The sequence below is a fragment of the Chryseobacterium piperi genome, assembly GCF_002285635.2.
Lineage (GTDB): Bacteria > Bacteroidota > Bacteroidia > Flavobacteriales > Weeksellaceae > Chryseobacterium > Chryseobacterium piperi.
Genome location: NZ_CP023049.2, coordinates 3,845,478 through 3,857,535 on the forward strand (window position 1 = coordinate 3,845,478; position 12,058 = coordinate 3,857,535).

The 12,058-nt window shown below is 35.8% G+C and carries 12 protein-coding genes; 8 read left to right on the forward strand and 4 right to left on the reverse strand.

The genetic code is table 11. From position 1 onward, the window contains the following. The 3 genes from fabF to CJF12_RS16810 form a co-directional block, all read right to left on the reverse strand. Entirely contained in the window at positions 1–1,245 is a 1,245-nt protein-coding gene (gene fabF, locus CJF12_RS16800) for a beta-ketoacyl-ACP synthase II (RefSeq protein WP_034681185.1), read from the reverse strand. A 33-nt stretch (positions 1,246–1,278) separates the two neighbouring features. After that, positions 1,279–1,518, reverse strand: a complete 240-nt coding sequence (locus CJF12_RS16805; RefSeq protein WP_002976354.1) for an acyl carrier protein — start codon at positions 1,516–1,518, stop codon at positions 1,279–1,281. A 350-nt stretch (positions 1,519–1,868) separates the two neighbouring features. Further along, a complete protein-coding gene (locus tag CJF12_RS16810) occupies positions 1,869–2,594 on the reverse strand; it encodes an AAA family ATPase (protein WP_034681186.1) in 726 nt (241 codons plus the stop codon). Positions 2,595–2,666: 72 nt separating this feature from the next. Here CJF12_RS16810 and CJF12_RS16815 point away from each other — a divergent pair, with 72 nt between their 5' ends. The 4 genes from CJF12_RS16815 (at position 2,667) to CJF12_RS16830 (ending at position 5,083) form a co-directional block, all read left to right on the forward strand. After that, positions 2,667–3,227: a helix-turn-helix domain-containing protein gene (locus CJF12_RS16815; RefSeq protein ID WP_228379036.1), complete on the forward strand. Its 561-nt coding sequence runs from the start codon at positions 2,667–2,669 to the stop codon at positions 3,225–3,227. Between the two features lie 246 nt (positions 3,228–3,473). Further along, entirely contained in the window at positions 3,474–3,719 is a 246-nt protein-coding gene (locus CJF12_RS16820; RefSeq protein ID WP_034681190.1) for a hypothetical protein, read from the forward strand. Continuing rightward, complete coding sequence (locus tag CJF12_RS16825) at positions 3,697–3,966, forward strand: hypothetical protein (protein WP_034681192.1); 270 nt, start codon at positions 3,697–3,699, stop codon at positions 3,964–3,966. The genes CJF12_RS16820 and CJF12_RS16825 overlap by 23 nt, the downstream gene beginning before the upstream one ends. Before the next feature lie 154 nt (positions 3,967–4,120). Beyond that, positions 4,121–5,083 carry a beta-1,6-N-acetylglucosaminyltransferase gene (locus tag CJF12_RS16830; RefSeq protein WP_228379037.1) on the forward strand — a complete coding sequence of 321 codons (963 nt, stop codon included), beginning with the start codon at positions 4,121–4,123 and terminating at the stop codon, positions 5,081–5,083. 75 nt (positions 5,084–5,158) lie between these two features. Here CJF12_RS16830 and CJF12_RS16835 read toward each other — a convergent pair whose 3' ends face one another. Continuing rightward, on the reverse strand, positions 5,159–5,788 hold the full coding sequence (locus tag CJF12_RS16835) for an RNA polymerase sigma factor (protein WP_034681193.1): 630 nt from the start codon (positions 5,786–5,788) through the stop codon (positions 5,159–5,161). 273 nt (positions 5,789–6,061) lie between these two features. Here CJF12_RS16835 and CJF12_RS16840 point away from each other — a divergent pair, with 273 nt between their 5' ends. The 4 genes from CJF12_RS16840 (at position 6,062) to CJF12_RS16850 (ending at position 12,046) form a co-directional block, all read left to right on the forward strand. Then, entirely contained in the window at positions 6,062–7,006 is a 945-nt protein-coding gene (locus tag CJF12_RS16840; protein ID WP_228379038.1) for a FecR family protein, read from the forward strand. Between the two features lie 72 nt (positions 7,007–7,078). Beyond that, a complete protein-coding gene (locus tag CJF12_RS16845; protein WP_051887175.1) occupies positions 7,079–10,375 on the forward strand; it encodes a TonB-dependent receptor in 3,297 nt (1,098 codons plus the stop codon). A gap of 122 nt (positions 10,376–10,497) precedes the next feature. After that, entirely contained in the window at positions 10,498–10,629 is a 132-nt protein-coding gene (locus tag CJF12_RS20365; RefSeq protein WP_262483396.1) for a hypothetical protein, read from the forward strand. Positions 10,630–10,726: 97 nt separating this feature from the next. Then, entirely contained in the window at positions 10,727–12,046 is a 1,320-nt protein-coding gene (locus CJF12_RS16850) for a hypothetical protein (RefSeq protein ID WP_034681195.1), read from the forward strand. Positions 12,047–12,058: the final 12 nt, after the last annotated feature.

Below are 12,058 nucleotides of genomic sequence, written 5' to 3' on the forward strand. Positions count from 1 at the left end.
TTAGATTTTCATAAACAGAACGCAGGCATTATGCCCACCAAATCCAAAAGTATTGCTCATGGCTACTTTTACATCTTTTTTCACAGCTTCATTAAATGTAAAATTAAGTCTGCTGTCAATATTTTCATCATCAGTAAAATGATTGATGGTAGGAGGAACTGTACCATGAATAATAGTTCCCAACGCAGCAATCGCCTCAATAACTCCGGCAACACCCAGAAGGTGACCCGTCATTGATTTGGTAGAATTAATCTGAATGTCGTAAGCGTGCTCTCCTAATAATTTAGAAATTGCATTAGATTCTGCAATGTCTCCTAATGGAGTAGATGTACCATGCATGTTGATATGATCTACTTCATCAGCAGTTAACCCTGCGTCTTCCAAACAGTTTTTCATTACTAAATAAGCGCCTAAACCTTCAGGATGAGGTGCTGTCATATGATGTGCATCTGCACTTAGACCGCCTCCTTTCAATTCTGCGTAAATTGTTGCGCCACGTTTTACCGCGTGCTCATATTCTTCAAGAATAATGGTTCCTGCACCTTCACCTAATACAAAGCCATCTCTGTCTTTATCAAAAGGTCTTGAAGCTGTTTTAGGATCATCATTTCTTGTAGAAAGTGCCATCATAGCATTAAACCCTCCAACACCACTTGCTGTAACAGCTGCTTCAGATCCTCCACATACGATAACGTCTGCTTTCCCCAATTGGATCAGCATTTTAGAATCGATGAGTGCATTTGCAGAAGAAGCGCAGGCAGATACAGTAGTATAATTGGGACCATGGAAACCATACTCAATAGAGATGTGTCCAGGGGTAATATCCGCAATCATTTTAGGAATAAAGAATGGATTGAATCTTGGAATATCAGTATTAGCCCATCCTAAAACTTCTGTTTCAAAAGTTTCTAAACCTCCGATTCCGGAACCCCAGATTACGCCGACTCTGTTTTTATCCACATTGTCTTCGATAATTCTGGAATGCGCTACTGCTTCTCTGGCAGCAACAAGCCCTAACTGGGTATTTCGGTCCATTTTTTTAGCTTCTTTCTTATCAAAATGCTGTAATGGATCAAAACCCTTGACTTCGCAAGCGAACTTGGTTTTGAAGTTTGTGGCATCAAAAAGAGTAATCGGAGCTGCACCGCTCTCACCTTTAACAAGATTTTCCCAGTAATCTTTCGCATTATTTCCAATCGGTGTTATTGCGCCAAAACCGGTTACAACTACTCTTTTTAATTCCATAAACTTTTTAAATTTTCCTTTTGTTGAAGAATATTATTTATTTACTACTTCTTCGATATAAGCGATAGCGTGACCTACAGTAGTAATTTTTTCAGCTTGATCATCAGGGATTTGAATATTAAATTCTTTTTCAAACTCCATGATTAATTCAACTGTATCTAATGAATCAGCTCCTAAATCGTTAGTGAAGCTAGCTTCAGGAGTCACCTCTGTTTCTTCAACGTCAAGCTTATCAGCGATGATAGCTTTTACTCTTGATGCAATGTCTGACATAGTAAATTATTTTTTTAATTGTTAGATGGTGCAAATATATAAAATTCTTTACGATAAAACATTTTTTTAGTCTTTTTTGTGGGTAGACTATCCGTATTTTATTGTCAGAAGTTTTAGTCTTTTAGTTTTCAGGTATTTATATTTTATATCTGCAGTGGCAGATGAAATTAATCATAAACGAAGAGAATGATTTTATGACTTAATTGGACATTAAAGACCGGATTCTGTTTTGCAAGTCGATAATTTCAACCTGTTCATGGTGAGCAGTCACTGTTATTTTGATAGAATTAGGTTGTTCTTCTCAATTTTGAGAAAAAAATATTTGAGATAAACGATATGATGATCTCTAATTAGTACTCATCATCATTGAATAAATGACGGAAATAAAGTTCTGGAGAATTGAGAAAGTTTTTAGTTACCTGATAATGTTCGGTATCCTGGTAATCAATGGGTGTCATATTATTATCAAGAGAGTAAATTGTTGCATTTGGATAACTTAATAAAATAGGTGAATGAGTAGATATAATAAACTGCGCCTTACCTGTTTTTTCCAGTGAGTGGATGATTGATAATAGGGATAACTGGCGTTGTGGAGACAGTGCTGATTCCGGCTCATCCAGAAGATAAATGCCTTTTTCGAAATGGTTGTGAAACAGGGCAAGGAATGCCTCACCATGAGATTGTTGATGCAGTGATTTTCCTCCGTAAGCGTCCAGAATTCTCATGTCGGTGGTGGCGACCTCATCAATATATGTGGCAAAATTGAAAAAACTTTCAGCTCTCATAAAAAAGCCTTCATTGATTTTTGTTTTCCAAGAAAGGGTAAGGTAGTCTGATAATGCGGACTCAGTCTTATGGAAATCATAATTATGGTTCCGGTTTCCGCCTGATAAATTGAATTCACATTTGTCAGCAATACTTTCCATTAAAGTAGACTTTCCAGTACCATTTTCACCCACGAAGAATGTTACATTGCTTCTTAAAATAAGATCCAGTCCATTTTTAAAGACCGGAAGATTAAATGGAAAATCTTCTGGATGATCTTCTTTTAGATAAATTCTTGATAAATACGTCATCTCTGATCAATGATTACTCCGCATATAGATAGCAAAAATATGCCAAATATTAAATATGTAACTTTGAGTATAATGAAATTGTATATAAAATACATGGTGAGTCTACGTTGTAAGCTTGCGGTTAACCAAGAGCTTAATGACTTAGGACTTAAGCATGCTGTTGTAGAACTTGGGACAGTGGAGCTTTTGGAAGAGATAACGGAAACACAGCGGGATATTTTAAGGCAGAGATTAAAAAAGCTTGGGCTAGAGCTATTGGATGATAGAAAAGCCATTCTCATAGAGAAAATTAAAAATGCCATTACGGAGATGATTCATTATTCAGAAGAGTTACCAAAAGAAAACTATTCTGATTATCTGAGTGACAAACTGGGGTATGATTATACCTATCTTTCCAATACATTTTCCGAGGTGAAGGGAATCACGATCCAGCAATTCATTATACTTAATAAAATTGAAAGGGTTAAAGAGCTTATTTTATACGATGAGCTCAACCTGACAGAAATTTCCTATAAGCTCAATTACAGTAGTGTCGCGCATTTATCCAAACAATTTAAAAAGGTGACAGGACTTCCTCCTTCTTACTATAAGCAGTTACAAAAAAACAGAAGCAATAATTTAGAAGACCTGTGATTTGTACAAGTATTTCAATTACATATATAATTTTCTTTCATTGTTTAATTTGATCTTTGTATAGAAGTAACTCTATTGAATTGTTATCTGCCACAGAAATACATCTTTGCGGATACAATATCCTGTAAAAGGTTTCAATACCTGTAAAATTATTAATGCACAATATTATGATATAGGAGTAGTTGGATAAAAGTGAAAGCTTTTGTCCAATTTATACTGTGTGAAAGATCTTTTATTGATAAACATATGGAAGCAAAGAAAAGCTATTTAACAAAAGAGATTCTAAGGATTACTTTAGAAATTCAAACCCAATTTCCAGAGCTGTACGTGCTTCTCAGTGAAACGCCGTTGATTCCTTCAAAACATCAGGAAGAAATCAACCTGAATGACTTAAGGCAATATCTTTTTTCAATTATCAAACAAAAGAAGGATTTTGAAAAAGGAATAAAACAGTTTAAAATGAGCAGATATGAAAACGATTCAATTATATAAATTTAAAGATTCGGTCACTAAGAAAATACCTTTATTTAAAGAGGATTCCAGTCTGAATACACTCAATGATCTGATGTATACTGATTTGATGGATGTAGAAATTGTCACAGAATATATTATCGATATTGGCGATGACTTTGTATTTGAAGATCTTCAAAATTCAGAATTATTGATAGTATGTACTTTGGCGCGGGAGACTATTGAGCATTATTTTGTGACCGCTATTAGTGATTATGATTTGATCTAAAGACTAAAGAAGCATAATAAAAAAACATAAGATGATTTTAAACCAATGAAGCAGTTGTATTAATAATACAGGCTGCTTTATTATTGCACCTATAGGGATGTTTATTAATACTTTATAAAATAAGTTGTAAGCATTCATAATTTAAAAATATAAAATGAGAAATGTTTACATGAGCGAAAGCAATGAACATCATGGTATGGATAGTTCAGCAAAACCAATTCGTATCGCGTACCTGATTCTGGTACACCGCTTACCTGAACAATTCAAAAGACTTTTTAAAGCCATCTATGAACCTACCAATTTTTATCTGATCCACATTGATAAAAAAGCGAATCAGGAGATCGGGAAAGACGTCAGAGATTTCCTGAAAAAATATCCGAATATCCACATTCTTAAAAGTGAAAAAGTAGTATGGGGTGGATACAGCATGGTTCAGGCTGAACTTGACGGAATGAACTATCTTCTTAGTATGAATGATGAATGGGATTACTTTATCAACCTGAGTGGTCAGGACTATCCTTTGAAATCACAAAAAATTATCAAAGAATTCTTATCGGCGAATAATGGAAAAAGTTATCTGAAAGTAGCAGACCAGAAAGAGATCAGGCCAGAAACCATGAATCGTATAGAAAACTATTTTGAAGAACTTGAAGATAGTATATCGGAAAAAACTCACAAAAGAGATTTTATGGAGGGAGTGATCCCTTATATTGGTGGGCAATGGATGATTTTAACCCGAAATTGTTGCGAATTCATATGTAATAGTATAGAAGTGAAGAAGTATGAAGACTACTACTTGAATACTTTGATTGCAGATGAATCTTTTTTTCAGACTGTCTTAATGAATACTTCTTTTGATGGCATTTTAGTGGATGATGATAAGAGGGCTATTATCTGGATTCCGGATGGAGACATTAAACTCCGTCCGAAAACATTTATCAGGACAGATTTTGATTTTCTGCAAACAGGAAGTCACCTTTTTGCAAGAAAATTCGATGATAACGTTGATGACCAGATTATTAATAGTATCGCAATTCAATACAACGAACCTTTTAAAGCGTTGGCGAAAGTAATCGATATAAAGACTGTCAGCAAAAGCTATGATCGTCTGAATTAAAACTATTGTAGATTTAATGAAAAGCAGGTATGTATTATTTACATACCTGCTTTTTTAGTATAGTACCATTGATAATTAATAGGTGTTCATGTGATTCATCATTTCCATAAGGGCTAAAAGGGAAACTAATTTTTTAGATGATTTGTATTTTGGAGAAAGCTGATCCCTGATTTCATTTAAAGCTTTGCTGAGATTATTGCTTACAGTTTTGTTGCTTAAATGAAGTGCTTCAGCAGTTTCATCTACTGACATGTTTTTACGGATCCGTAGATCATAGACTTTTTGTTCGGTTGGAGAAAGTCTGGATATCACCTCATCTATCATTGTAAAAAGCTCATTAATATCTGTATCTTCCAATATTTCTGCATACTCAGCATCACTTATTTCAAATAAAGAATCTTCAGACTCATCTATGTGGATGGATTGTGCCTTTTTGATGCTGTTATAATAGTCAAGGATGCGGTAGTGTATAAAACGAAACAGGTATCCTTTGGCGCTTTCTATTTCATCCGTCTGTACAAATTCAGGATTTTCCAACACTCTTATCCAAAGGTTTTGAAGCAGCTCCTCTGTAGCTTCTTTATCTCTCGTACGGGCAAAAATCATTGTATAGAAACTATCCCAATATCGCTCATATAACATGGTAAAAGCAGGTCGGTCACCTGATTTTATTTTTTTTAATAGAGTATAGTCTGTTGGTTTCATAATGTTTGATACAAAATTACCTAAACTAATATTAATGTTTTATGAATTATCCCACCTCCAAGATTAAATAATTCTGAAAATATTACTAAGTATTTAGGTTTTATATGTGGATATGTGTATAAATCATATGTTTTGTATTAAAAAAATGATAGTGATGTTAACCGGATATTAAATGCCTTAAGGGAAGTTTTCCTTTTTCACAGTATTATAAGTGAGGATGTTGATGAAAGTAATATCAACAAGAAACTAATACAATAACATTATACTTATCAAGTGAAGAAATTGAAATACAGCAAGACAGAGGCGTTTGTTTTTAAATTATGGAGCAGGGAAGTGTCAGGAGATAAAATCTCAGAGAAAGAATTAAGACTATTGGAATTATGGGAACGTGAGGTAATCAAAAGCCTGGACAAAGAAGATATTCAGAAGTCTAAAATAAAAGTACTCTCAGATCTTGAACCTTATTTTGTACATCCGATAAACAGTCAGGTTTATTTCAGGAAAAATAGGTATAGCGTTGCCGCTGTATTACTTCTCTTATTTTCTTTGGGCGGATTCTTTACGTATTTCTTTTTCTATAAACCTGATGTATATGTTGCTGAAAATATCAACCGTACTGTGAAACTAAAAGACGGATCGTTGGTAATGCTTTTGCCAGGTGCAAAACTTACGGTTGAAAAAAGTTTTCCGGCCGAAACGAGAATCGTGGACTTACAGGGAGACGCTGTATTTAAAGTGGCAAAATCAAAAGTCCATCCATTCATTGTAAAAGCTGATGGCTTTAGTACCAGAGTAATGGGGACTGTGTTTAAGGTAATGCAGAGAGGGACACGTAAAACAGTAGAGCTTTATGAAGGAAAAGTGGCGGTTTCGTCACCCGGTACTTCTGTCGCTTACCTTACTCCCAACCAACGATGGACGAACTTTGGGATAGCACATACTGCTGCGGTAGTTATAGGTAAGAAAGATAAGCGGTCTGGGAAAAAGTTGTTTGTACTGATGACCCTGACCTTTAATGATGTACCCTTCAAAAATATAATGGATATCCTCTATAAAAATTACGGAATAAGTATCAAATATCCTCCGGAAGTAGCAGATAAAAAAGTTACGGCCGACCTTACAGGGAGCAGTTGGGATGAAAATGTAGAAGCGTTGGCATTTATCACGGGACTTGAAGTGCAAAAGGAGAATAATACCACTTACATATTAAAAAAGTAGCAGTATAGCAGTTATGTAGTGTTTATGAAAAGAATTATGAGTCAGTCAGTAATAAAAAGTGGTATAAAAAATATGAGAAATTTGAAATGCAGTCTTACGGTAGCGGTGATCTTTTTTGCCACAACAGTAGACGCGCAGGAGTTGACGATGAAAGTATCTTTTTCTGCCCCGGCCGGAAAACCTTTGATCAATACATTGGAAGAATTCGCAGATAAAACGAGGATGCGTTTGGTGTATTCAAAAGAAGATATTAAAGACTTTAAAGTGAGAGAGGTAAGATGTGATTATATTTCTGTAACCGAATGTCTGAAAAATATTACAGATAACCTTCCCGTGGCTGTACGTCAGAGAGGAGAGTTGCTCTCAGTGAAATATCAAGGCTCCAACATGTCTGTATCTGCAGTACAGGGAAATGGAAGGCTTACAGGAAAAATTGTAGATGAGGTAGGAAATCCTATTGTAAAAGCAGAAGTAAATGTTGCAGGAAAGACTGCAGCAACGGATAATAATGGAGATTTCAGCATCAATGTGCCTGCAGGAGTTTATACCCTTACGGTGAAGGCATCAGGCTACAGTTCATTAAGAGTAGAGAAGTTGCAGGTAATTACTGATGAAATTAATACTGTTTCTTTTGCGATGAAGCATATCTCTAATAAAGAAATGAATATTAAGGAGGTTGTAATAACAGGTGTACGTAAGGCGGATACGCAGGCAGGTCTTTTAGCTCAACAAAAAAGAGCAGCTCAAATGAGTGATGGAATTTCTGCTGAGCAAATATCCAAAACTCCTGATAATGATGTAGGAGGTACTCTTAAAAGAGTTACAGGAGTGACTACGATCGATAATAAGTATGTGGTGGTACGTTCAATGGGAGAACGTTGGAATACCGCAGCAATGGATGGAATTAATTTACCGAGTACAGAAGCATACAACCAGAATTTTTCTTTTGATATTATTCCTACCGCTATGGTAGAAAGTGTGGTGGTCAGCAAAACGGCAACACCGGATATGAATGCCAGCTTTGCGGGAGGTTATGTAGAAGTGCGAACAAAAGATATTCCCAACGAAAATTTTACAACAGTAAATATTGGCTCTTCTTATAATGATATCTCAACATTTAAAGAGTTTATTACCAAGAAGCGAGGGAAGTATGATTATTGGGGGTATGATGACGGAACAAGGGATTTCCCAAAAGGTTTGGAAGCTACAGACTGGAATAACCCTTTGTTTTTTGAGCAATCAAAGCGATTTACCAATGATAATTTTACGAATTATTCAACGACAGCTAATCTTAATTCTAATATGCAGGTTGCTTTAGGAAGGAATTACAGGCTGAAAAATAATAATAAATGGGGTTTTGCTGCGGCTATTACAACAAGAAATGAACAAAATAAACTTGATATTGACCATACCGGAAGAGGAGGCTGGATGGATAATGCGGGATTGGTTATTGGCTGGGAAAAATTGGGAGTTGCCCCGGTAAGCTTTTTTAATTTTAAAAATAAAGGAGCATCCTATAGTTATAATTCGACCATAGGAGGAATGTTGAACTTCGGTTTGCAGCTTGGCAAAAACAGGATCTCTTTCCGTAATTCCTATACCCATATTTATGATCAGACCCTGACGAGGATTACCGGCTGGAATGAATATGTAAATGGAAGCGGAGATGCCACCATTCCGTATAATTATTTTTACTACGGTATTCTTCCTCCCAATACAGATCTGAAGTTCGTAGACCGACCGATTACAGAGACAACAGATTATCCGGTGTATCAAACCTTGCTCCAAAACAAATTGGAAGGAAGTCATAAAATAGGAAACAAAGAGATCAGCTGGTTTGCTGCCAGAACAGGTGTCACTTCGGATACAAAAGATTATACTCAGTATCAGACCAATTATAATTTCATAGGAAACGAAATTTTAAGTTATAATCAGATCTATAACTCCGGAAATAATTTTGCCAGAGGATATATTGCCAATAAAGAGACTGATTATAATTATGGAGCTTCATTCAAATGGAGTATGGATACCGGAGATTTTAAAAATGATGTTAAAGTAGGTTATGCAGGGGCTTTAAAAAATAATACCAATCAGCAACAGAAATTTTTTCTTAGAGTGGACGAAAACCGTGATGTTCCCAACAGTGAAAAAAACAGTCTGATTATGTATGGTGCACTTGCGGGGTGGTTTGATGGTTCTCATTACAATCCTGGCGGTATCGGATGGCAAACTAAAGCACTTTATAAAAATGATAAATACGAAGGTAAAGTAACTCAGCATGCTCCTTTCATTATGTTTGATAACCGTTGGAAGAATAAACTCAGATTGGTTTGGGGAATGCGTGCAGAATACTTTAGATATGATCTTATTTCTCAGCAGCAGGATCCGAGTGATAATAAAAATGTGATTAAAGCACCTATTAAAGAAAAAGCATGGCAGTGGATGCCTTCAGCGAATTTTACTTATAGTCCTTCTAACAATATCAATGTGAGATTAGCTTATAACAGATCGGTTATTCGGCCTCAGTTTAACGAAAGAACAGGGTTGCCTTATTTTGATCCGATTGCGAACGGTCTTATCTATAATACGGAAATGACTTCGGCTGTCATCAATAATTATGATTTCAAGTTTGAGTGGTTTCCGGGTCTGGGAGAAATAATTTCTGCAGGATTGTATTATAAAAATATTGATCGGCCGATTGAGCGAGAGGGTTATATTTCTCAAGAAGGAAACCTGTTTCTTTATAATGGAAATTCTAAAAATGCAAAATTAAAAGGATTTGAAGTAGAAGTAAGAAAAAGCTTAGGCTTTATCAAGGAAGGTACTTTCCTGAAAGATCTTTTTATCAGTGGAAATTTCACGTACAATGATACTAAAGTGGTGGCTTTCAAAGACCGGTATAAAACTGAAGATACCGATCCAACCTATGAAGTAGATCGTCCTCTGTATGGACAGACGCCTTATGCCTACAATTTAGGCTTGCTATATAATGGTAACCGTTTAGGTTTGAGTTTTTTATACAATGCTAAAGGTGATCAGTATGTAACCGTTGGGTATGCTTATATCGGTGAAGAAATTCAAAGGCCTTACGCCGTGGCAGATGCTCAGATTTCATATAGACTTTTAAAAGATAAGAACCTGGAGATCAAGTTTAACGTAAGAAACCTCTTCAACAGGGTAAGGGAATATTATAATAATTTCAATTCCTACTCGGTGTCCAAAGGTGACGGAAGTTCTTATGATACACAAAGAGAATCTCTGGGGCTTTTACCCGGAGCAACAAGCAAATATGATAAAGATATCGATAGAATATTATTCAGAGCTTACAATGGGAGGCTATTCGGCTTATCAGTAGGATATACCTTTTAGGTAGTGCTGAGTATCAGATAAAAAAGAAAACAAGCTTTTGACAGAAGCATTATGATATAAGATCTTATATAGATGGTAGGTGTTACAGGTTTCCGTATCCTGAGATCTGAGAAATAAAACTGATGATGCGCACTTCAGTAGATAATCAGACAAAAATGGAAAATTACTGTATTCCCTGGGCAGTAATTAGATCTACAGGGAACTTTGTAGGGGCTGCACCTCAGGCAATACAGAGTTTTAAAAACAATGTGTAACCAAATCACGGTGATATAAAGGTGGTATCCCGTAACCAGGATTCATCCGGCCCAAAAAAATAAAATAACCGGATCCATATTTCTAAATTTTACAACAATGAGAAAATTAACTTTAATCGCTGTAACAGCTTTATCCCTAACAGCTTGTCGTCAGAATGATTCTTTATCAGATTCTTCTTCATTTGAAATGCAATCTGCTTCTGCAGAATATTTAACTGCTTCCGCACTTCCTGTTACTGCAGTTAGTGGTGCGATTACTACCAATACTACTTGGAGTGGAGTTGTTGAAATCGATGGTATAGTAACTGTTAAAGGTGGAGCTACTTTGACAATCCAGCCGGGTACTTTTATCAAAGCAAAGCCTAATACAACAAATACGCCGACAGGAGTTTTGGTTATTGCTAAAACAGGTAAAATAAATGCTACAGGAACTGCATCTCAACCTATTATTTTTACAAGTTATAAGTTATTGGATGGAGATGAAGATACTACAGCAACTCCAGGTGATTTTGGAGGTGTTATTATGTTAGGAGATGCTCCTACAAATAAGCCTACAACTACTGTTATTGAAGGTTTATCAGGTGCTGATTATCAATATGGTGGTACGAATGCTGCTCACAATGGAGGAACTATTAAATATGCACGTATCGAATTTGGAGGATTTGACCTTTTCGCACCTAACTCAGGAAATGAAATCAACGGGTTAACTTTAGGTGGAGTAGGTAACGGTACTACATTAGACCACATCCAGGTATCTTATGGTAAAGATGATTCATTTGAATTCTTTGGAGGTACGGTAAATGCATCAAACCTTGTTTCTTTTGCACCGGATGATGACAACTTCGATTTTGACTTCGGATATTCAGGAACGATTACTTGTGCTTTGGCATTAGCAGATTATAATTCAACTCATAGCCAGAGTGGAGGTGTTTCTGATACAAATGGTATCGAATTGGATAATGACGGGACAGGTTCTACTGCTTCTCCTTTCACGCGTCCTACTGTTAAAAACCTTACTATCGTTGGAGCTAAAAGTCCTTTAAAAGGAGGTTTATATGAAAATGCAATCCACGTAAGAAGAAATGGTAAATTAACTTTAGATAATGCTGTTGTTACAGGATATCCTGTAGGAGTATTATTAGAGACTGTAAACAGTACTACTCCTGTCAATCTTGCAGATCTTAACTTTACAGCTGTACAAGCTCATGGGTTTACATTCGCTACAGCGTCTAAAGTAGGTTCTACTACTGCAGCACTTACGATTCCTGGAGTAACAACTTCTACTTCTAATCCTGCTAACCTTTGGGGAATGTCTCAGCCGTTCTTTAACGAAGCTACTGCATGGAATGTTTCTCCAAGAAATTGTGGAGATTTCCAAGGAACATGGACAAAATATAATTTTTCAATTGTACAATAATTGATAATATGG

What these genes read in the sequence shown, in the direction of transcription:
- CJF12_RS16825 (WP_034681192.1), top strand. Translation starts at nt 3,697, where the DNA reads ATGAAAACGATTCAATTATATAAATTTAAAGATTCGGTCACTAAGAAA.
- CJF12_RS16820 (WP_034681190.1), top strand. Translation starts at nt 3,474, where the DNA reads ATGGAAGCAAAGAAAAGCTATTTAACAAAAGAGATTCTAAGGATTACT.
- CJF12_RS16830 (WP_228379037.1), top strand. Translation starts at nt 4,121, where the DNA reads ATGAGAAATGTTTACATGAGCGAAAGCAATGAACATCATGGTATGGAT.
- CJF12_RS16845 (WP_051887175.1), top strand. Translation starts at nt 7,079, where the DNA reads ATGAGAAATTTGAAATGCAGTCTTACGGTAGCGGTGATCTTTTTTGCC.
- CJF12_RS16805 (WP_002976354.1), bottom strand. Translation starts at nt 1,518, where the DNA reads ATGTCAGACATTGCATCAAGAGTAAAAGCTATCATCGCTGATAAGCTT.
- CJF12_RS16835 (WP_034681193.1), bottom strand. Translation starts at nt 5,788, where the DNA reads ATGAAACCAACAGACTATACTCTATTAAAAAAAATAAAATCAGGTGAC.
- CJF12_RS16815 (WP_228379036.1), top strand. Translation starts at nt 2,667, where the DNA reads ATGAAATTGTATATAAAATACATGGTGAGTCTACGTTGTAAGCTTGCG.
- CJF12_RS16850 (WP_034681195.1), top strand. Translation starts at nt 10,727, where the DNA reads ATGAGAAAATTAACTTTAATCGCTGTAACAGCTTTATCCCTAACAGCT.
- CJF12_RS16810 (WP_034681186.1), bottom strand. Translation starts at nt 2,594, where the DNA reads ATGACGTATTTATCAAGAATTTATCTAAAAGAAGATCATCCAGAAGAT.
- fabF (WP_034681185.1), bottom strand. Translation starts at nt 1,245, where the DNA reads ATGGAATTAAAAAGAGTAGTTGTAACCGGTTTTGGCGCAATAACACCG.
- CJF12_RS20365 (WP_262483396.1), top strand. Translation starts at nt 10,498, where the DNA reads ATGATGCGCACTTCAGTAGATAATCAGACAAAAATGGAAAATTACTGT.